Origin of the sequence: Balneatrix alpica DSM 16621 (assembly GCF_000619885.1) — a bacterium.
GTDB lineage: Bacteria > Pseudomonadota > Gammaproteobacteria > Pseudomonadales > Balneatricaceae > Balneatrix > Balneatrix alpica.
Genome location: NZ_KK211041.1, coordinates 1 through 18,576 on the forward strand (window position 1 = coordinate 1; position 18,576 = coordinate 18,576).

An 18,576-nucleotide genomic window follows, 5' to 3' on the forward strand; every position below is an offset into this window, starting at 1 on the left:
TGAGATGTTGTGATGACGACAACGAACTGAAGACGATCCAGAATTTAGGTAAACCTGCGGTCACAGCGTGACATAAGACAGAGAGACCTGAACCGAATTGCTTGGCGACCATAGCGAGTTGGAACCACCTGATTCCATCCCGAACTCAGAAGTGAAACGACTCAGCGCCGATGGTAGTGTGGGGTTTCCCCATGTGAGAGTAGGTCATCGCCAAGCGCCTAATACGCGAAACCCCTGTCAGACATCTGGCAGGGGTTTTTGCTTTTTGGAGTTTAGTTTTGAAGTTGTGCTTGGCGGCTGATGCACCCGAGTCTTCCCCCGGAATCAGCTAGCGAATGGATGCTAATCACCCCGCAATTGCTTAAGCTGCTCATACACCTACCCTGACGATGCTCAATCCCCTTTAGGCCTTCATAGTGAGCTTCTAAATCTGCAAGAGATTGGATTGGAGACTCTGCTTGGCCGAATCACGCCGCTTGAGTTTTTGACCTAGATAAAATTTCTGGATGGTGTAGGTGTGAGCATGATTCTGGCCTACAGCTCGGCTGTTAATGCAGTTGAGTGTGATCGTTCCTTGCACCATTGAATACCTTAGTGACACTCTCCAAGCGGATTGCAGCATGATCATTGCAGGGTGAGCGGATCTTATTTATTTTATTGTAATAATTCGTTGACATATGTTTCTTATTTGCCAAGATGTAGGTGCGCGATAAAGCGCAATCTTTGAGAAGGAGATATTCATGAAGTTGATAAAAACATTATTGCTTGCGATGGGTATGATGGCTTCATTAGCTTGGGCTGCTGGTGAGGTAGATATTAATAAGGCAAGCGCTCAAGAAATCGCTGATGCTTTGAAAGGCATTGGTGTAAAAAAGGCTGAAGCGATTGTGGCTTGGCGAGAGCAAAATGGTCCTTTCACTAATATCGAAGATTTATTACAGGTGAAGGGGGTAGGTACTGCTACATTGGAGCAGAACAAAGACAAGATTATCGTAAGTAAATAGTTTCTCTTGCTGTACCTGCCGTAGTTTGTTGTGTTTAAAGATGTGGCAGGTTGACTCTTCTCTTCTCTTCTCTTCTCTTCTCTTCTCTTCTCTTCTCTATTCATGGCTTTGATTTTAAAGAAGTTCTGGAGACTCCTGCATAATCGGAGTATCATTATGCTCATTCTTGGGGCTGTTCTGGATTCGACAATGTTGCGGATGCTCCAAGTGCCTCCCGTGAGCGGTGCGTGATCACGTAAATCAACCGTACCAACATATAGTCGCAAACGACGACAACTACGCTCTGGCCGCCTAATTAGGCCGGACTCTTCACCTGTGCTTGCTTGTGGGCCAGGGTTCGAAGAGTCATCTCACACAAGATCGCGTGGATGCTTTGCCTGGAGCTGAAGCGCTAAAACCTAATCAGGCCAGCTAGCCAGAATCCTGCGTGTCGGAGTCTGTCCTAGTTAAATAAAAGACAATGCTATGGTAGGTAGACCTTGGTTCAGATGGATGTTGGACGGGGGTTCAATTCCCCCCAGCTCCACCAATTCAAGCCTCACCCACGGGTGGGGCTTTTTCATGCCTGGAGAAAAGGAATGTTTTTTCAGGCAATAAAAAAGCCGCTGTGTAGCGGCTTTTTTGCTGTCGCGGCGCTTATACAGCTACAACGTTCTCAGCCTGAGGACCTTTTTTGCCCTGGGTGATGTTGAAGCGTACGGTCTGACCTTCAGCCAGAGTCTTAAAGCCATCACCCTGGATAGCGCTGAAGTGTACGAACACGTCAGGGCCGTTATCCTGCTTGATAAAGCCGAAGCCTTTGGTTTCGTTGAAGAATTTTACTTGACCGGTAACAGTGTTAGACATCTTTTATTCCTGATTTCTGGAAAAGGGTAGCGGCCGAAATTGAGTATACATTAGCAGTTACAGGACGAGGCACTATAGGGGGACTTCGAATTACGTAACATTAATTATATAGCCCAATTTTTAGGCTCTCTGGACTATACACCACCACTTGAGGGAGTCAAGACAATTTTATTGCTTCAGATCTCTATGCAAAATGAGCAGGGAGGATGCGGTTCTCCCTGCGATAATTAGAGTTGTTGACGCCCCTCTTCACCCGCTTCTATGACCAGCAGGCGCCGTTCTAAGCGTTGAATACCATCTTGGCAGGCATGGCCGCGAAATGATTCATGAGGCTGTTCATGGTTAGGTTTGTACAGCACGGCCTTAAACTCTCGGCAGTTGTCACTACGATCCCCAAAGAAGTACACCAGAATCCCAGTGCGGGTGTGGGGATGCAATACGCCGGTATAGCGTTGATCTGGTACGCGGTTGAGACCGTACTCAATGCGTTTCAGCATGAGTTGATAATCGCTGTGATTAAAAGCGAGTGCGAGGCTTGGGTTTAGATTAAGAAGCTCAGCTGCCATTACAGGAGTACTGAGACTAAGGCTGAGTAAGATGGTTGCGATGCGCATAACCGCTCCTCTACTGGGCTAACCAGTATGGCTATTGGTCATACAGTGTTTGTGTTGTGGGTGGGCTCGCTTGACAAGGTGTTGGCGGGCTCTGGCGGCTATCAGGCGCCTTTTTCGAGTTTTTGCATAATCTCCAGGCATAGTGAGTTGAAGCGACTCAAACTCTGCGGAGCCTGTTTGCTAAGGGCAGTGAAGCATTGATTGAGTTTTTTGCGTTCGTCGAAAGCGAGTTGTTCGAGCCATTGGCGAGGCGGATCGCTCAGAACGAGGGGTTCACGCCAAGCGTGATTGCGACGAATAAGTTGTTGCCAATGTTGTAAGGCTCGTCCTAGTAAAACGAAGGGGAAGTTGGGGTGCGTTGCTGGCCCATAGCTGAGTTGCTGCCCCCCTAGTGCTTTATTGTTCAGTTTGCTCTTGGCGATATCGTCAGCAAATAGCCAAGCCCCAATACCCGCTACGATGCCGCCGCCAAGAGTGCCTAGCAGTAGTGAGCTCCCTCCAACTCCTAAATCGGCTAACAGGCCAGTCGCAGCGCCGCCAGCGGAGGCAACAGCGACCATCTCTTTTTTATTCAGTCCCCACAAGTACCAGCTATCCGTAGCGAACAGATCCGGTTGTTCAAGTTCCAGCTCGCTTTCTTGGCGTTGTAGATGCTGGTGCTGATACAGGTGCTCAATGGCGAGACGGCATTGCTGTTCGCGATGGCGAAGCTGTTGTTGCCATTGTTGTTGCAGCTGCTGGGCAACCTGTTCGCGTTGCTGTTCTTGGCTCAGGCGGGTCTGTATTTGATGGGTAAGGGCGTCTTGAATCATTTGGCCAATCAGGTTGGCGGCTTGCTGATGGCGATACTGATGCTGCTGTTCAAGTGCGCTAATCGCTTGATTTAGTGGGGCTTCCCAGCCTGGCTCAAGCTGGCCAAAGCAACGCAGCAGGGCTAGGTGTTTATCGAACTCAGCCGTGCGGGCGTTAAAGACTCTGACGGTTTGGAAGTACTGTCCAAGTGCTGTTTGCCAGGCACTTACATGACTGTCGCTGCGGATGGGGTTGATCAGGGCCATGCTGGGTCGACCACTCCAGCGTAGGATTTCCATCTCAGCTTCATACTCCGGGCCATAGGGCACAGAGCCATCGACCACATAGATAATGCCAGCCCCCTCTAATAGCGGTTTGAGCAGTTCACACTCATCTTTAAAGCGCTGCTGGCCCTGATGCTGGGTAACAAAGGCACGCAAGGTTTGTGGGCGATCGGCGGCATCCTGACTATGGCTTTGTAGCCAGGCCAAGGCAGCCCGGGCTCGCTGAAAGCCTGGGGTATCAATCAGGACATAAAGGGTTTGGCCATCTACCTGTAATGGATAGGCTTGGCTGACCTGAGTAGTGCCGGCTTCGGCCGCAATCTGAATCTGCTCATTTTGGCTGAGGGTGGCAACAATACTGGACTTGCCCTTATTAGGGTGACCAACCACAGCAAAGCGAGGAGGTGTGCTCATGGCAGGCTCTCGACCTGGTATAGATAAACTGCCGCAGGTTGTTGGCGCTGGACAAACAGCTGCCAGCTTTCCAGGGGCAGGGCCGCTGGTTGCTGTTGCTCATTCAGGGGAAGTAGCCAAACGGCTGGCACCTGGATGAGTGCTTGTTGAATAAAGTCGCTTAGTTCGCCCAAGGGAGGCTCCCAAGCCTTGCAGACAATCATCAGGGGATTAGCGTCCAACGCCTCAAGCGCTCTTTGATCCTGCTGTAAAGCATGATGGCCGCCAGCTCGGAGTTGCTGACTGGCCTTGGGTAGTTGGGATAACTCAAGCTGTGGATAACCAGCGTCTCCCCAGTGCAGATATTGCACTTCGCTAGGGAGTGCGGCGTGGGTGGCCATGAAATGCGAAGCGGGAGCCTGATAATCCTGCCTGGCCTGGTTACTGGACTCGACCCAGGGAGTGTTCAGCCGCTGTTGTAATCCTTGAGCGGCTGGATGCTGCAGCAATTGCTGCTGGAGGCTGCGCTGGCAGAGTAGCAAGCTGGCAAGCAGCAGGAGCAGGCGCGGTAGCAAGGCGTAGCTTATCCAGCTCATCACTAGATAGGGCCACCAACCGCCCAGCACGCTGGGGTCGGTAATGCTGGTTTGCTCAATACGATAGAACTGGCTGGCACTAATCAGCTCAAGACTGGGTAAGGCTTCCGGTAGCCAACTGGCCCAAGGCCAGGCTAAGTAATGGAGAAGCTGGGCAAACTCCTCACTGTGCCACTGCAGCGTGGTGCTCCAACCAAAGGCAAGGTCTTGCAGGCTAAGGGTGACGAGGAAGCAGAGCAGGGCACCCAGGCTAAACAGACAACTGAAATAGTGGGATGCCAGCATCACCAGCCGGGGCGAATGGGGGCCTAGCTGTGGGTAGGCAGGCATCAGCCAGCTGAGCAAACGGCCGCTGGCGAATAGTGGCGGGAGTGTAGGGGGCTTTACACTCGCGTAGCTCGCCATCAGCGTCAGCAATAGCTGCGCAGCAATAAAACCCAGTAGTAACAGGATGTTGAGGCGGCTGCTGCCATCGTAGGCCAGCAGCGCACTCATACTCAGAATGCCGAATACGAAACCAAGCAAGCTCAACCACTGGAGCCCGCGGTATAGTTGCAGCGTCAGCTCGGAGGACGCTGTACTGCCCACCTGCTGCAGCCAAGCTTGCAGTTGCTTCACTGTCGGCTCAGCAGGCAGTTGAGAGGCTAGCTGACGATCGCGTCGATGCAGCCAATCCGGCTCTTGTTGACGATCACGTTGGTATTGATCTTCAAGGCGCAAGAGCAGTTGCAGGTGGCTGAGCAGGGTAGTTGGCAGCACGGGATTACCACATCAGATCATCAGGAACCACGAAGTCGGCATAGGGATCCTCGGCATGGTTATCTTCTTCTTGCCGTTGGTTGGCAATGGCCCGCTCTGGCAGGCGTTCGGCAATGCGTTCGGCAATTGCCGCACTGACCAGGCGATAGCCCTTGTCCGCTACCACAATCTGCAGCTGGCCACGTGCCAGCTGGTCTTGTAGGGCAGGGGTAACATACAGCCGTTTTACCTTAGTGCCGTGAACAAAGTTATAGGCAATTTCTGCCTCTTTGGGGATGTTCTGCTGGTGCTGTTCAATGAGCTGGCGCACCTCAGCCTCTGCCGCCCGGCGCTGTTTTTCCTGTGCTTGTTGCTGGTTCAGCTCGCGGTCTTTGGCTTGTTTGGCCAAACGCTCCTGTTCCAGCTCACTTTTCAGCTGCTCGCCATCCTTAGGCTGGTTTTTCTGTTGTTTTTGCTGCTTACGCTTTTCAGTTTTGGCCTGCTGAGCTTTTTGCTTGCTGACCACACCCATTTTCAGTAGTTGATCTTGTAACGAGGCCACGTTTTCCTCCTGCTGGCAAACTGTCACGGGCCGGCCCAAATGGCCGCCACTATAGCACAGCCAGCTCAGTGGCAGACATGCGCTCTTAGCTCAGATGAGTTAAGGGCAATGCCGTTTGCTGAATGGGGGTTTTCATAACAAAGCTTGAGTGCACACCGGAGACCCCTTCTATGCGGGTGATTTTATTGAGCAAGAACACCTGATAAGCCTCCATATCGGTCACCAGTACTTTCAGAAGATAGTCGGCGGACTGTCCGGTAATCAGATGACATTCCAGCACTTCCGGGTACTGGGCGATCCGGCTTTCAAAGGCTGCAAAACGCTCAGGGGTATGGCGATCCATGCTGATCTGGATGAAAGCCATCAGGCTGAGGCCTAACTTCTTGGCATTCAGCAGGGCGCGATAGCCTTCGATAATGCCTTCATCTTCCAGGCGTTTGACGCGGCGCAAGCAAGGGGAGGGGGAGAGTTGTACTTGCTCGGCCAGCTCCTGATTGCTGATCCGTCCCTGTTGCTGCAGCACTGCCAGAATGCGCTGATCCTGGCGGTTTAATTTGGTGATTTTTGAACTTGGCATAATGTGCCCATTTATAAATTTATGTTGGCAGAATATGTCTTATTTTGTGTTTGAGTGGGTCAAAATAGCAATCAAATTCCAGTAAAGCTTACTTATAATAGCTTGCAAATGGCCATAAGCCTGAGCCCAATCAGCTTACCCAGCTGAGGTAGTCATCACGCATTACCCTTACGTGATGAGGGTTCGCGACCTTACCGGGTCGTCAGGATGGCGGTCTAACCGGACACGCCCCCAGGCTGGCCACCTTTTTGATGCCATCGCGCCAGGATCCAGGAACTTCATTATGTCTCGCTTTGATCACCGCAAGTATCGCCCCGCTCCCGTTATCGCTTTGCCTGACCGTCAGTGGCCTAACCGCACTCTGAGCCAGGCGCCACAATGGTGCGCCGTTGATCTGCGTGATGGTAACCAGGCATTGGTTGAACCGATGAATGTTGAGCAGAAAACGCGGATGTGGGAACTGCTGGTCAAGCTTGGCTTCAAGCATATTGAGGTGGGGTTTCCGGCAGCCTCCCAGCCGGATTTTGATTTCGTCCGTTTGCTGATAGAGGAAAACCGCATCCCCGAAGATGTCACCATTCAGGTACTGGTGCAGGCACGGGAAGAGCTGATTGCCCGTACCTATGAATCCTTACGTGGGGTGAAGCAGGCGATTGTGCATGTGTATAACTCCACCAACCCTACCCAGCGGCAGTATGTGTTTAATACCGATCGGGCCGGGGTAAAGGGCATTGCGGTTCAGGGGGCGCGCTGGGTGGCGGAATATGCACGGCAATATCCGCAGACTCAGTGGAGCTTTCAGTATTCCCCTGAAAGTTTTAGCTGCACTGAAGTCGACTTTGCCGTTGAGGTCTGTGATGCGGTTATTGCGCAATGGTTGCCAAGTCAGTGCCCGCTGATTATTAACCTGCCGGCCACCGTGGAGGTGAATACACCGAATGTGTTCGCCGACCAGGTGGAATGGTTCTGTCGTCATAGTCAGTACCGTCAACACTACAGCCTCTCTATCCACACCCATAATGATCGTGGCTGCGCTGTGGCAGCCGCTGAACTGGCAGTATTGGCCGGGGCCGATCGCATTGAAGGCACCTTGCTGGGCAATGGTGAGCGCACCGGCAATATGGACTTGGTGACGATGGCGATGAACCTTTACAGCCAGGGGGTGGATCCAGGGTTAGATTTATCCGCGATGGATGAAATCATCGCGACGGTGAGCGCCTGCACCCAGATTTCACTGCACCCCCGTCATCCCTATGCTGGAGAGTTGGTGTATACCGCCTTCTCCGGCAGTCACCAGGATGCGATTCGTAAATGCCTGGCCGCCACCCGTGATCTGCCCTATTGGGATGTGGCTTATTTACCGATTGACCCGGCGGATCTGGGGCGCAGTTATGAGGCGGTGATTCGCATTAACAGTCAGTCAGGTAAGGGTGGTGTTAGCTATGTGTTGGAGCGGGACCGGGGCCTGCAACTACCCCGCTGGCTGCAAATTGACTTTAGCCGCCGGGTGCAGGCGGAGGCGGAGGTGCGGAGTGCCGAGATCAGTGCTGAGCAGATTAGCGCACTGTTTGAGCAAGAGTATTTGCAGGTCAGTACTGCGATTAAACGTTTCCATCTCGATCAGGATGCCCAGCACGAGCGCTTGCAGGTAGAGCTGGCGGCTAGCACGGGGAGCCTGTTACTGCAGGGCGAGGGTCAGGGCGCTTTGAGTGCTTTGGTGGATGCCTGGCAGCGTCATTATGGCGATAAAGTGGATGTGTTGGACTACGCTGAGCATGCCTTAACTCAGGGCACTCAATCCCAGGCGGTGGCCTATATCCTCGCTGCGGTCAATGGTGAGCGGGTGATTGGGGTTGCCCAGGGACGGGATGTCGTCAGTGCCTCCCTGCAAGCGGTGGTGAATGCTGCCGAGCGGGCCAGACAGCAAGCCGCCATGCAGCAGAGTGCCTGAGCGGCCGATATGTCCTAAGTAATCACCCCTTACAACCCGGCATCTGCCGGGTTGTGAGTTTAGGAGGGGCTATCGCTATCGGTGGATGCCTGCTGCTTCAGTGCATCGGCTTCGGTGCAGGCTTTGAGTAAATGCTTAATTGCTTTAATCGAGCCTTCCGTCGAGTAAGCAAAGATACGCTCCACCCCCGGCAGGTTTTGTTGATCATAGTCGCTGGCAATAGCGATATAGGGATCGGCACGCTGTAAGTAGCGAATAAAGCCTTCGCCAATACGAGTGGTCATAAAGACATTGTTATCCTGGGGATCACTCTTGCCAAAAAAGTATTCGGTCTGGAAGTGCTCTTTGCGCAGTTGAAATTGCACTAACTTATTGCCGACGGAAATCGGCTTTTCGCTCTCAATCAGCACAAAAATCTGATTGTCTAACGGAGGGATGCAAACCAGCGTGAGGCTGGTTTCCAGCCGGCCCGGCTCATTAGCCTGGAAGGTGGTAGTGAAAAAGCGTGGGCCGCCTTCCGCATGTTTTACTCCCACTCCCCAGGCGCCGTATTGCGCCAAGATTTCTAACTGATGATCAGCCGCGCGAAGCGTTGTGCTGACAATCAACATGTACCCGACCAGCAGGACTGCGCACCAAGCTCGCCACATGGATTGCTCCTTCTTATTGTTATAGGTTGTTGTGATGAGGCCGCCTATTCAAAGCAGCGCTTCTTAAGGGTGTTAATGGCTTGGCGTGAGCCTTTGCCAGAGTAGGCCAGTAGCGCCTCTTGCCCTGACTCTGTTGCATATGCGAGGACAAAGTAGGGCGTGGATCGTTGAATGTATTCAATAAAATCAGCGTTTTTTGGTAAAAACAGGCTGATATTAGGGTCACTTGCCGAGAACTTGCGGAACAGATGTTGCTGTCGCAATGGCCCATTCAACGTCTCAAAGTGAACCAGTGTAGCACCTGCGGGTAAATAGTCCTGGCTTTCCACCAGGGCGAGCAAAGGCTCGGGTGCATCGGCTGGCATGCATACCAGGGTGAACTGGGTGCGCCCCCGGCCTGGCTCATTGCCCTGGGGTGTGGTGGCAAAATACTGGGCCTTGCCTGAGGTGTCATAGCGTACCCCAACAAACCAGTCCTGCTGCGTTTCAATCAATTCATAGCGCTCTTCCTGGCTCTCGGCTTGGCTATTGAGAGGTAGCCAGGCTATTAGCCAGGCAAGGCAATAACACTTTATCGACAAAGCACGGTGACGCATCAAACGCCTCTACTAGCTGGCTTAACGACCAAGCCAGCAGTCTAGCATGCTTTCCTTAGTGGCAGATGTAGTAAGGCGGGTGGAGTTATTTGTATCTACATGGATTTATTTTTGTGTACAAAAATGCCTTGATATTGAGAATATTTAAGTTGATTATGTTCATCAAAAGTTAAACGAATGTTGTTAGTGATGGCTTGTCGAGGTAAATCGTGAACGCAGAGCAGCTTCGCCCCCAAATCAGAGCGGGTTTAACCCTGACTGGCGCTATGGGCCCAGGATATGAGCAAATTCTTAGCGAACCCGCGTTGGACTTTCTGCGTCAGTTAGTCGAACGCTTTGCTCCCTATCGCACACGTTTACTGCAGGCCAGAGAGCAGCAACAGGCACGCTATGATGCGGGGGAGTTACCGGGTTTTCGAGCGGATACTCAAGCGATTCGGCAGGATACTAGCTGGCGAGTAGCTCCTATCCCGGCAGATTTGTTGGATCGTCGAGTAGAAATAACCGGCCCAGTCGAGCGTAAGATGGTGATTAATGCACTGAACTCGGGCGCCAAGGTATTCATGTGCTGTTTTGAGGATGCTACCGCACCTACTTGGGCCAATATGGTGGAAGGGCAAATCAATCTGCGTGATGCCAATCGTGGTGAACTCAGCTATCAGAGCCCAGATGGTAAGCATTATGCCTTGCAGGCTAATCCGGCGGTGTTAATTGCCAGGCCTAGGGGGCTGCATCTGGATGAGCGTCATATTCAATATCAAGGGGAGAGTATTCCCGGTTGCTTGATGGACTTTGCTCTCTATTTTGTACACAACTATCAAGCTAGATTGGCTAAAGGTACTGGAGTCTATTACTACCTACCCAAGCTACAGACCATGGAAGAAGCGAAGTGGTGGGAGGCCGTATTTTGTTTTACGGAGGACTTCTTCCAGGTTGCGCGCGGTAGTATCCGTGCCACGGTTCTGATTGAGACCCTGCCGGCGGTGTTCCAGATGGAGGAAATGCTTTACGTCATGCGTGAGCATATCGTGGCGATGAACTGTGGCCGCTGGGACTATATCTTCAGTTACATCAAAACTCTGCGTCAGCATCCAGACCGCATCTTGCCAGACCGGCATAGCCTGGGGATGGATAAACCCTTCCTCAATGCTTATTCACGCTTGCTAATCCAGACCACCCACCGTCGTGGTGCCCTGGCGATGGGAGGGATGGCGGCTTTTATTCCCAGCAAAGACCCGCAACAAATGCAGCAGGTATTGGCCAAGGTGCGTGCAGATAAGGAATTAGAAGCGCGTAATGGTCATGACGGTACTTGGGTGGCGCATCCTGGTTTGGTCAGCACCGCGATGGCGGTATTTGACCGTCATCTGGGGGAGCGTCCCAATCAGTTGGATAAGCTGCGCAGTGAAGATGCGCCTATCCGAGCAGAGGATTTGTTGCAGCCCTGTGACGGGCCAAAAGATGAAGCGGGGATGCGCAAAAATATCCGGGTGGCGCTGCAATATATCGAGGCTTGGATTTCCGGTAAGGGCTGTGTGCCCATCTATGGTTTGATGGAAGACGCCGCCACCGCTGAAATCTCCCGTACTGCACTTTGGCAGTGGCTCAAGCATGGGGTGTGCTTGGACGATGGTCGTCCTGTTACGGTGGCGCTGTTCCAGCAACTGCTGCAGGAGGAGATGCAAGGTTTGGCGCAGGAGCTGGGGGCTGAACGCATGGCCCAGAGTCGCTTTGACCAGGCGCAGGTACTCTTTGCTGAGCTAACCTGCGCCCCGCAGTTGGCAGACTTTTTGACCCTGCCGGGGTATCGCTACCTCGCCTGATATTTAGGTGCTAACCGGAAGATCACAGCCACGCAAGACTAACCGGGTGATCAGGCGAGTTGCTTCGTCAAAGTCCTGTTCATCCAGGCGTGGCTTACCCAGGGCGGCGCAAATCTGCCACTCAAAGTCAGCATAGGTTTGGGTGGCAGCCCAGATGGTAAAGAGTAAGTGATGGGCGCTAACTTTTGCCATCCGTCCCTGGGCCACCCAGTTGTCGATACAGGCGGCTAGTTGCTGGGTTTGCTGGTTGAGTTGAGTCATCACCTCCTCCGGCATGTGGGGGGCGCCATGCATGATTTCATTGGCGAAAACCTTGGAGGCAAAGGGATAGTCGCGGGAGATCCGTACCTTGGCGCGAATATAGGCGGAGAGAGCCTTAACCGGGTCCTCCGGATTGTCCTCAAATGGACGAGATGCCTCGAGTAAGGGTTCGACCAGGCTCTCCAAGACCGAGCGATAAAGGTTCTCTTTGGTTTTGAAGTAGTAATAAATATTGGTTTTCGGCAGGCCAGAGAGTTTGGCCACATCCAGGGTTTTGGTGGCGGCATAGCCTTTATCAGCAAAGACTTGGCTGGCCGCTTGCAGAATGATCTGCTCGTTTTTTTCACGAATTCTAGACATGCAAAGCTTCACACCTTAGCTGGGCGCTCGAAAGCGCACAGAGTACTCGGTTTGACTCCCGAGTCAATTGTGACAAAGGCTTGTTCTGCTCAAGATCAAGCCACGGTTAAGGGGGGGAGGTAAGGAGTATTCGATGGAGCAGGCCAATAGGTTGATAGATCGCTGGGGGCGTCAGATTAATTATGTGCGCCTATCGGTGACAGACCGCTGTGACTTCCGCTGCCACTACTGCATGGCGGAAGAGATGACCTTTCTGCCCCGCGAACAGGTGCTGAGCCTGGAGGAAATTGCCCTCTTGGCGGAGGTGCTGGTGGAGCTAGGGGTGACCAAACTGCGTATTACCGGTGGGGAACCATTGGTCCGGCGTAATCTGGGTTGGTTATTACAACGCCTGGGGCAGTTAAAGGCGCGTGGCCTGCGTGAGTTGGTCTTGACCACTAATGGCTCACAATTAGCGCGGATGGCGGCCGAGTTGAAAGAGGCAGGGGTGGATCGCCTCAACATCAGTCTGGATACGCTTGATCCCGTTGCTTTTCGTCAGCTGACTCGCAAAGGCGATTTGTCCCAAGTGCTGGCGGGGCTTGAGGCGGCGCGCCAACAGGGCTTTAAACGCATTAAACTCAACACCGTGGTGCAGCAAGGGGTGAATGAGCAGCAGATCCTACCCTTGGTGGCCTTTGCCCGGCGGCAAGGATTCGATATCAGTTTTATCGAGGAAATGCCGTTGGGACAGATGCAAAGCAGCTATAGTCGCAGTCAGCATTTTTTTGACTCTGACCAGGTATTACAGCTGTTGAACCAGCACTATGCCTTACAGCCTAGCCCTTACCGCAGCGGTGGTCCGGCGCGTTATTACAGCTTTGCCGATAGTGCCTCTTTAGTGGGCTTAATCTCTCCTTACAGCCATAACTTTTGTGCGGACTGCAATCGAGTAAGAGTGACCGCTGAAGGACAATTAGTGCTCTGCCTTGGCAATGAGCAGGCATTGGACTTGCGTGGCACCCTGCGTGCTTACCCCGGTGATAAAGCAGCGTTAAAGCAACGGTTGCTGCAAGCGATGCAAATAAAGCCCGAACGTCATAATTTCAGCCATACTGATGAGGTACAGGTTGTGCGTTTTATGAATATGACCGGGGGCTAACCACCCCCTAGGGGGAGGAAGGGATGCAGATAATGACTACCTCGCGTTTGAGCCTGACGCATCTGGAGACCGAGGATGCCGACTTTATTCTGACCCTGATGAATGATGCGGACTGTATTCGTCATATTGGCGATAAGCGAATACATACCTTGGCCCAGGCTGAGGACTATATCGAAAAGGGGCCGCTAGCCAGCTATGCCCGGTTTGGTTTTGGCTTATATAAGGTCAGTTTGCGCTCAGGGATGGCTGTTGGAATTTGCGGTTTGCTCCGCCGTGAAGGAATGAGCGATGTCGAAATCGGCTACGCCTTACTGCCTCAGCATCGTGGTAAAGGCTATGCCCGTGAGGCCTGTCAGGCGGTGCTGAAGTATGGTTATCAACAGTTGGGGCTAAACAAAATTGTGGCCATTGTCAGTGAGGGCAACTTGCCCTCCGAGTATCTATTGCAGCGCCTGGGGCTACGTTATCAACAACATCTAGCCTTGTTCGCTGGAGAGCCACCGGTACAGTTGTTTGTGCCCATTCATTAGCTTGGCATGACAGTGCCTCGCCACAGGAGGGCTGATCCAGCCAGTGGTTTAGCCCGCATGCGCTAAAGGATGGGCAATGTGGTAGCGATAGCCGACTCCACGCACAGTTTCCAGCCATTGGCGGGGATGTCCTGCTAATTGCAGTTTCCTACGTAAGTTACTCATATGCATATCCAGGGTGCGGTCATAGCGGCTGAAAGCGCGGTTTAGCACTTGCTGATAGAGCAAGTTTTTCGACAAGGCTTCACCCTGGTTTTCCAACAGTACCGCCAGTAGGCGAAACTCTGTATCGGTTAGCGCTAAAGGCTGGCCTCTCCATAAGCAGACAAAATCACGACACTGTAAAACCAGTTCACCAACCTGCAGTACGGGGGATGAGTGGCGGAGTCTGGTCTGCTTTTCCATCTCGACTTTCCTTAATAAAGCTTCAATGTGACTAATGAGTTCGGCGCTGCTGCAGGGTGAGGCAAAGTCTATGTTTTCAGTTGCATATTCTTCGCTGATTGGCGGCTCAGTCAGCATGAGGATGGGGCAGGAGAGACGGCGGCGGAGGCGGTTCAGTAGATTGAGATCCTGCTGAGCTGGTAGCTGAGGGTTCAACACAATCAGGTCATAGTGACCACTGTAGGCTGCTAACAGTGCGGCTTGGGCATCGCGGCGTTGCACCAGATGGTGGCCAAGGCGTCTTAACAGGGGCTGTAAAGACTCGCCTAGGTGAGGGTCAGTATCCAGGAGTAAGAGATCAGCCATATTCTTCCACAAACCTTTTTCCACAAAGCGCTTCTTTAACAAAGCAAGGTACCTACAGCCGCTGAGCGACTAGGTGAGTGTCATCCGTCGTGGTATCCGCTGGCGTAACCCGGCTTTGCCATAGAGCAAAGGGACGGCTGTTACGAGTGTAAAGACGGTGGTCTTAGTGAGTTTGTTAAAACTAAAATATAATTATTATCAATTCTATTAGCCTTTTTGATGTTATGGAACCTCAGACTGTGGGCATTTACTCTAATCGGCGCAGGGGGATGGACTCCTGCTCGCCATGGCCGCTATGCAAATTTCCGTCTTTGATCTTGCTGGGTTTAGCAATGAGTGGCTTAGCGATCACTACCACTCAGGCACAACAGTTGCCGCAGTTGAGTCAGCAAGTGGAGCAGGCACATCAGCAGAGTCAGCAATTGCAGCAGCAAATCGACCAGAGCAGTGCCGAAACATTAGCGGCGCAAGCCGAATATGAGCGTTTGCAACAAGCGCTGGAGTTGGGCCAAGCCTATAGCGAGCAGTTGCAAAAGCGTCTGCAGCAACAACAGCAAGAGCTGGTGGATGTACAAACTCAGTTGGATTCGCTGGCGGGCAGTCAGCAGGCTTTGCTGCCCTTGTTGTTAAAAATGGAAAAGAGTTTGGCGCGCAGTCTGGCCGTGGATATTCCTTTTCAGCAGCAGGAGCGCCAGCAACGCCTGACAGACTTACAACAGAGTCTGTGGCAGGCCGATATTAGTCTGGCTGAGCAATATCGGTTGGTGTTGGATGCTTATCGTTTTGAAGTGGATTTAAGTCGTCAGTTCAGTGCCTGGCAGGGTGTGCTAGAGCAACAACAGCAGCAACGTCAGGTCAATTATCTGCGCCTGGGGCGCTTGGGTTGGTACTACCAAACGCTGGATGGTCAGCACAGTGGTTATTGGCAAGCAGGGCAGGGCTGGCAGCCGCTACCAGCAGAGTTCAACTCTGCCATTAGCCAGGGCTTAAAAGTGGCGTGGCAGCAGGCCAGTCCAGAACTGCTGAAACTTCCCTTAGCCAACCACCAGGAGGTTAGCCAATGAAACCCTGGTCCGCCTTGCTATTGATTGTCAGTTGGGCTGGTCTGAGCCAGGTTCAGGCTGATACTCATCCCGTTACATTGCAGCAGTTACGTGCCGAAGTGGAGGCCTTTACCCGGCAGGATGTGCAACGGGATCGGGCTCGTTTAACTGCCTTCAGTGAGGATCAGCAACAACAGCAGCAACTGTTGGAGCAGTTGAGAGCCGAGGTTGCCGCACAGGATCAACGCCAACAGCAACTGCAGCAGAGCTATAGCGATAACCAGGCACGCTTGCATGCGTTGCGTCAGCAACTGCAGGAGCAAAGCGGCCAGGTGGCAGAGGTGTTTGCTGTAGTTCGTCAACATGGCAAAGAGCTGCGACCACAGCTGGCGGAGTCAGCCGTTACTGCACAATATCCGCAGCGCCTGAGCCTGTTGGATTTTACCGACTCGTCGCGGTTGCCGGATGTGAGTGCGATTGAAGGCCTTTGGTATTTGTTGGAGCAGGAGATCAGTGCTTCGGCGCAGGTTAGTAGCTTTAGCGGCAGCTGGGTGGGCAGTGATGGCCAACGCCAGCAAGGCGATCTATGGCGTTTGGGTAACTGGCAGGTACTGACCGCTCAGGGGCAATACCTAGGCTATGACCCTAAACAGCAACAACTTTTACAGTGGGCGCGTCAACCCGACTCGGCTGCACCCTGGCTGGCGCAACAACAGCCTGCACTGTGGTTAGACCCCAGCCGTGGTCAGGTGCTGGAATTATTGCAGCGTCAGCCCAGTCTGCTTGAGCGTATTGCCCAGGGGGGGCTGGTGGGCTATGTCATTCTGGCACTCGGTGCGATTGGCATGCTGGTGGCGCTAGTGCGGGTCATCATGCTATTGCGTACCTCCTGGCAGGTGCGGCGTCAGTTAAAGAGCAAGCAATGGCGATTGGATAATCCTTTGGGGCGGGTATTGGCCCATGTGGGAGAAGCCCGCCTGCAAGCGGAAGAGTTGGAGGTCCGTGTGGATGAGGCGATTCTGCGGGAATTGCCGCGACTGGAGCGGGGTATTGCGCTGCTGAAACTGCTGGCGGCGGTCGCGCCCTTGCTGGGTCTGTTGGGAACGGTGACCGGCATGATTGGTACCTTCCAGAGCATTACCCTGTTTGGTACCAGTGACCCCCGCCTGATGGCGGGTGGGATCTCCCAGGCTCTGGTAACCACGGTACAAGGCCTAGTGGTAGCGATTCCCCTGTTGTTCTGCCACACCCTGGTGCAGGGACGGAGTCGGCGCTTGTTGCAAGTGCTGCAGGAGAAAAGCCTGAGTGCCCTGGCCCAGCGCTGGGAGCAGCAGGGGCAACAGGAGCGTCCCCGCCATGCTGCCTGAACTTTGGGGCTGGCAGGCCTGGCAGCAGGCGCTGAGCCAGTTCTTTCAACAGGGCGGATGGGTGCTCTACGCCATTTTGCTGTTGAGCATTCTGCTCTGGACTTTGCTGATTGAGCGCTTTGCCTTTCGTTATTGGTATTGGCGGGGCTGGCAACAACTCTTGGCGCAGCAACTGCCAGGGCCCTTAGGTAGCTATCTACAGGCCAGGGTCTGCGATGCCAGACAGGCGCTTGAGCAAGGCCAGGGGTTGATTAAAACCCTGATTGCTCTGAGCCCGTTAGTGGGATTACTCGGCACGGTGAGTGGCATGATTCAGGTATTTGATGTGCTGGCTCAAAGTGGCAGTGCTAATCCCAGACTGATGGCGGCCGGCGTTGCCAAAGCGACCTTGCCAACGCTAGCAGGCATGGTTATTGCCGTCAGCGGGATGTTGGCATTGAGCCAATGGCAGTCCTGGGCCCGTCGTCAGCAAGCCTATTTACAGCTGACCTTGCAACAGATCAGAAAGGGATAACATGCGTAGTCGCAATTTGTTTGGCAGCCAGGAAGAGGATGCCGATGTCAACCTGACCCCCATGTTGGATGTGGTCTTTATCATGCTGATCTTTTTCATCGTCACCACCTCCTTTGTACGGGAGTCGGGGATCGAGATTCAGCGTCCCTTGGCCGAAAGTGGTCAGCAACAATCGGCGGTTGGTGTCCTGATTGGTATCGATGCCCAGGGGCAGGTCTGGCTGGATCGTCAGCCCATCGCCATCGCTCAGCTTCGTTTGGCGATGGAGCGGGTACAGGTTGAGCAGCCGGATACTGCAGTGGTAGTGCAGGCGGACAGCCGTGCGGCCACTGGCACCCTGATAGCGGTCATGGATCAGGTGCGTTTGGCCGGGATAACCAAGGTCGCGGTTGCCACTCAGGGGGCAGGTAGCCAGCCATGAGGTTGAGTGTTCGAGGCGCTGCCCTGGTGTTGGCGCTACTGTTATCCCTGGCCCTGTTTACGCTGATGGCCCGACTGGTATTGCCGCAGCAGGAATCCCTGCAACCGGACTGGCAGCCACTGCAGATGGAGTTCGGTATGGCCCCGGAATTATTGGAGGCCACGCCGCCAGCAGCGGAGCCGCCCCCGCCCCCTCCACCCAGTGCCGAGCTACCGCAAAGTCTGGAGCTCACAGAACCGGTTCTGCCCCAGCTGGATCCTCCCCCGCTGGCCTTAGCGGAGCCAGATATCCGTTTGCCACTGGATGTACAAGTACGTTTGGATCAGGTGCTGGTGGAAAAGGTCAGGGTAGAGAAGCCGAAGCCTGCTAAGCCTCCTGTCGCCAAGGCAGAACCGGCTCCAGCACAGCCTAGTGCAAAGCCTGTTGCTAAGGCCGAGCCCCGTCCCGCTCCGCCGGCGGTGCCTGCGAGCCAAGGGCTGAGTATGGAAGCGCAGGCGCTAAGTAAGGTACCGCCAGATTACCCCAACCGTGCATTACGCCGGCGCATTGAGGGCAAGGTAACCGTGGAGTTTACCGTGGAGGCCGACGGCCGAGTTCGGCCTGGCAGTGCCAAAATCATTGAAGCGCAGCCCCAGGGTTATTTTGAGCGGGGGGTGCTCCAAGCGATTTATCGTTGGCGCTTCAAACCCAGGTTAGAGCAAGGACAGGGGGTGAGCTTTCGTGCCCGGCAAACCCTGGAATTCCGCTTAAAGTCTTAAGGTGA

Annotated in this window: 20 protein-coding genes, 1 rRNA gene and 1 other RNA gene; 12 read left to right on the forward strand and 10 right to left on the reverse strand. The window is 53.5% G+C overall.

The window, feature by feature from the left end:
- Positions 1-100: 100 nt before the first annotated feature.
- The 3 genes from rrf (at position 101) to ssrA (ending at position 1,533) form a co-directional block, all read left to right on the forward strand.
- A 5S ribosomal RNA gene (gene rrf, locus Q334_RS0115450) occupies positions 101-216 on the forward strand.
- 524 nt (positions 217-740) lie between these two features.
- Entirely contained in the window at positions 741-1,004 is a 264-nt protein-coding gene (locus Q334_RS0115460) for a ComEA family DNA-binding protein (protein ID WP_027314004.1), read from the forward strand.
- Positions 1,005-1,172: 168 nt separating this feature from the next.
- Positions 1,173-1,533: a transfer-messenger RNA gene (gene ssrA / locus Q334_RS20350) on the forward strand.
- 107 nt (positions 1,534-1,640) lie between these two features.
- On the opposite strand, the gene Q334_RS0115465 is transcribed toward ssrA, so the two are convergent.
- The 6 genes from Q334_RS0115465 to Q334_RS0115490 form a co-directional block, all read right to left on the reverse strand.
- Positions 1,641-1,850 carry a cold-shock protein gene (locus Q334_RS0115465; RefSeq protein ID WP_027314005.1) on the reverse strand — a complete coding sequence of 70 codons (210 nt, stop codon included), beginning with the start codon at positions 1,848-1,850 and terminating at the stop codon, positions 1,641-1,643.
- Between the two features lie 227 nt (positions 1,851-2,077).
- Positions 2,078-2,464: a hypothetical protein gene (locus Q334_RS0115470; protein WP_027314006.1), complete on the reverse strand. Its 387-nt coding sequence runs from the start codon at positions 2,462-2,464 to the stop codon at positions 2,078-2,080.
- A 101-nt stretch (positions 2,465-2,565) separates the two neighbouring features.
- Positions 2,566-3,954 (reverse strand): GTPase/DUF3482 domain-containing protein, encoded by a 1,389-nt coding sequence (locus Q334_RS19435; protein WP_051527869.1) that lies wholly within the window; start codon positions 3,952-3,954, stop codon positions 2,566-2,568.
- Complete coding sequence (locus tag Q334_RS0115480) at positions 3,951-5,288, reverse strand: DUF2868 domain-containing protein (protein WP_027314007.1); 1,338 nt, start codon at positions 5,286-5,288, stop codon at positions 3,951-3,953. The genes Q334_RS19435 and Q334_RS0115480 overlap by 4 nt, the downstream gene beginning before the upstream one ends.
- A 4-nt stretch (positions 5,289-5,292) precedes the next feature.
- On the reverse strand, positions 5,293-5,829 hold the full coding sequence (locus Q334_RS0115485) for a DUF2058 domain-containing protein (protein WP_027314008.1): 537 nt from the start codon (positions 5,827-5,829) through the stop codon (positions 5,293-5,295).
- Between the two features lie 85 nt (positions 5,830-5,914).
- Positions 5,915-6,406: an Lrp/AsnC family transcriptional regulator gene (locus Q334_RS0115490; protein WP_027314009.1), complete on the reverse strand. Its 492-nt coding sequence runs from the start codon at positions 6,404-6,406 to the stop codon at positions 5,915-5,917.
- Positions 6,407-6,689: 283 nt separating this feature from the next.
- Here Q334_RS0115490 and leuA point away from each other — a divergent pair, with 283 nt between their 5' ends.
- Entirely contained in the window at positions 6,690-8,357 is a 1,668-nt protein-coding gene (gene leuA / locus Q334_RS0115495; RefSeq protein WP_027314010.1) for a 2-isopropylmalate synthase, read from the forward strand.
- Positions 8,358-8,416: 59 nt separating this feature from the next.
- Here leuA and Q334_RS0115500 read toward each other — a convergent pair whose 3' ends face one another.
- A complete protein-coding gene (locus tag Q334_RS0115500) occupies positions 8,417-9,007 on the reverse strand; it encodes a hypothetical protein (RefSeq protein ID WP_027314011.1) in 591 nt (196 codons plus the stop codon).
- Between the two features lie 44 nt (positions 9,008-9,051).
- A complete protein-coding gene (locus Q334_RS0115505; protein ID WP_027314012.1) occupies positions 9,052-9,603 on the reverse strand; it encodes a hypothetical protein in 552 nt (183 codons plus the stop codon).
- A gap of 209 nt (positions 9,604-9,812) precedes the next feature.
- Here Q334_RS0115505 and aceB point away from each other — a divergent pair, with 209 nt between their 5' ends.
- Positions 9,813-11,426, forward strand: a complete 1,614-nt coding sequence (gene aceB / locus Q334_RS0115510) for a malate synthase A (protein WP_027314013.1) — start codon at positions 9,813-9,815, stop codon at positions 11,424-11,426.
- 3 nt (positions 11,427-11,429) lie between these two features.
- On the opposite strand, the gene Q334_RS0115515 is transcribed toward aceB, so the two are convergent.
- Entirely contained in the window at positions 11,430-12,047 is a 618-nt protein-coding gene (locus Q334_RS0115515) for a TetR/AcrR family transcriptional regulator (protein ID WP_027314014.1), read from the reverse strand.
- 133 nt (positions 12,048-12,180) lie between these two features.
- Here Q334_RS0115515 and moaA point away from each other — a divergent pair, with 133 nt between their 5' ends.
- Positions 12,181-13,188 (forward strand): GTP 3',8-cyclase MoaA, encoded by a 1,008-nt coding sequence (gene moaA, locus Q334_RS0115520; protein WP_027314015.1) that lies wholly within the window; start codon positions 12,181-12,183, stop codon positions 13,186-13,188.
- Positions 13,189-13,220: 32 nt separating this feature from the next.
- Positions 13,221-13,718, forward strand: coding sequence for a GNAT family N-acetyltransferase (locus tag Q334_RS0115525; RefSeq protein ID WP_211249564.1), 498 nt, complete (start codon positions 13,221-13,223; stop codon positions 13,716-13,718).
- Between the two features lie 48 nt (positions 13,719-13,766).
- Here the strand turns inward: Q334_RS0115525 and Q334_RS19440 are convergent, their stop codons facing one another.
- The gene (locus Q334_RS19440; RefSeq protein ID WP_035461840.1) at positions 13,767-14,468 is read right to left on the reverse strand and encodes a response regulator transcription factor; all 702 of its coding nucleotides are present in this window, start codon (positions 14,466-14,468) and stop codon (positions 13,767-13,769) included.
- A gap of 332 nt (positions 14,469-14,800) precedes the next feature.
- Between Q334_RS19440 and Q334_RS0115535 the strand changes: the two genes are divergently transcribed.
- Genes Q334_RS0115535 through Q334_RS20175 form a run of 5 tightly spaced genes read left to right on the forward strand, consistent with a single transcriptional unit; the run spans position 14,801 to position 18,571 of the window.
- A complete protein-coding gene (locus Q334_RS0115535; RefSeq protein ID WP_027314017.1) occupies positions 14,801-15,532 on the forward strand; it encodes a DUF3450 domain-containing protein in 732 nt (243 codons plus the stop codon).
- Positions 15,529-16,878: a MotA/TolQ/ExbB proton channel family protein gene (locus Q334_RS0115540; protein ID WP_027314018.1), complete on the forward strand. Its 1,350-nt coding sequence runs from the start codon at positions 15,529-15,531 to the stop codon at positions 16,876-16,878. Before Q334_RS0115535 ends, Q334_RS0115540 begins: the two co-directional genes overlap by 4 nt.
- Entirely contained in the window at positions 16,868-17,392 is a 525-nt protein-coding gene (locus Q334_RS0115545; protein ID WP_051527870.1) for a MotA/TolQ/ExbB proton channel family protein, read from the forward strand. The genes Q334_RS0115540 and Q334_RS0115545 overlap by 11 nt, the downstream gene beginning before the upstream one ends.
- Before the next feature lies 1 nt (position 17,393).
- A complete protein-coding gene (locus tag Q334_RS0115550; protein WP_027314020.1) occupies positions 17,394-17,813 on the forward strand; it encodes an ExbD/TolR family protein in 420 nt (139 codons plus the stop codon).
- Positions 17,810-18,571 carry an energy transducer TonB gene (locus tag Q334_RS20175; RefSeq protein ID WP_051527871.1) on the forward strand — a complete coding sequence of 254 codons (762 nt, stop codon included), beginning with the start codon at positions 17,810-17,812 and terminating at the stop codon, positions 18,569-18,571. The genes Q334_RS0115550 and Q334_RS20175 overlap by 4 nt, the downstream gene beginning before the upstream one ends.
- The last annotated feature ends 5 nt before the right edge of the window (positions 18,572-18,576 follow it).

Bases quoted from the DNA above. Each gene is read 5' to 3' on its own strand.
- Q334_RS0115525 (WP_211249564.1), top strand. From the start codon at position 13,221: ATGACTACCTCGCGTTTGAGCCTGACGCATCTGGAGACCGAGGATGCC.
- Q334_RS0115490 (WP_027314009.1), bottom strand. From the start codon at position 6,406: ATGCCAAGTTCAAAAATCACCAAATTAAACCGCCAGGATCAGCGCATT.
- Q334_RS0115545 (WP_051527870.1), top strand. From the start codon at position 16,868: ATGCTGCCTGAACTTTGGGGCTGGCAGGCCTGGCAGCAGGCGCTGAGC.
- leuA (WP_027314010.1), top strand. From the start codon at position 6,690: ATGTCTCGCTTTGATCACCGCAAGTATCGCCCCGCTCCCGTTATCGCT.
- Q334_RS0115535 (WP_027314017.1), top strand. From the start codon at position 14,801: ATGAGTGGCTTAGCGATCACTACCACTCAGGCACAACAGTTGCCGCAG.
- moaA (WP_027314015.1), top strand. From the start codon at position 12,181: ATGGAGCAGGCCAATAGGTTGATAGATCGCTGGGGGCGTCAGATTAAT.
- Q334_RS19435 (WP_051527869.1), bottom strand. From the start codon at position 3,954: ATGAGCACACCTCCTCGCTTTGCTGTGGTTGGTCACCCTAATAAGGGC.
- Q334_RS0115540 (WP_027314018.1), top strand. From the start codon at position 15,529: ATGAAACCCTGGTCCGCCTTGCTATTGATTGTCAGTTGGGCTGGTCTG.
- Q334_RS0115500 (WP_027314011.1), bottom strand. From the start codon at position 9,007: ATGTGGCGAGCTTGGTGCGCAGTCCTGCTGGTCGGGTACATGTTGATT.
- Q334_RS0115465 (WP_027314005.1), bottom strand. From the start codon at position 1,850: ATGTCTAACACTGTTACCGGTCAAGTAAAATTCTTCAACGAAACCAAA.
- Q334_RS0115550 (WP_027314020.1), top strand. From the start codon at position 17,394: ATGCGTAGTCGCAATTTGTTTGGCAGCCAGGAAGAGGATGCCGATGTC.
- Q334_RS0115505 (WP_027314012.1), bottom strand. From the start codon at position 9,603: ATGCGTCACCGTGCTTTGTCGATAAAGTGTTATTGCCTTGCCTGGCTA.
- Q334_RS19440 (WP_035461840.1), bottom strand. From the start codon at position 14,468: ATGGCTGATCTCTTACTCCTGGATACTGACCCTCACCTAGGCGAGTCT.
- Q334_RS0115470 (WP_027314006.1), bottom strand. From the start codon at position 2,464: ATGCGCATCGCAACCATCTTACTCAGCCTTAGTCTCAGTACTCCTGTA.
- Q334_RS20175 (WP_051527871.1), top strand. From the start codon at position 17,810: ATGAGGTTGAGTGTTCGAGGCGCTGCCCTGGTGTTGGCGCTACTGTTA.
- Q334_RS0115460 (WP_027314004.1), top strand. From the start codon at position 741: ATGAAGTTGATAAAAACATTATTGCTTGCGATGGGTATGATGGCTTCA.
- Q334_RS0115515 (WP_027314014.1), bottom strand. From the start codon at position 12,047: ATGTCTAGAATTCGTGAAAAAAACGAGCAGATCATTCTGCAAGCGGCC.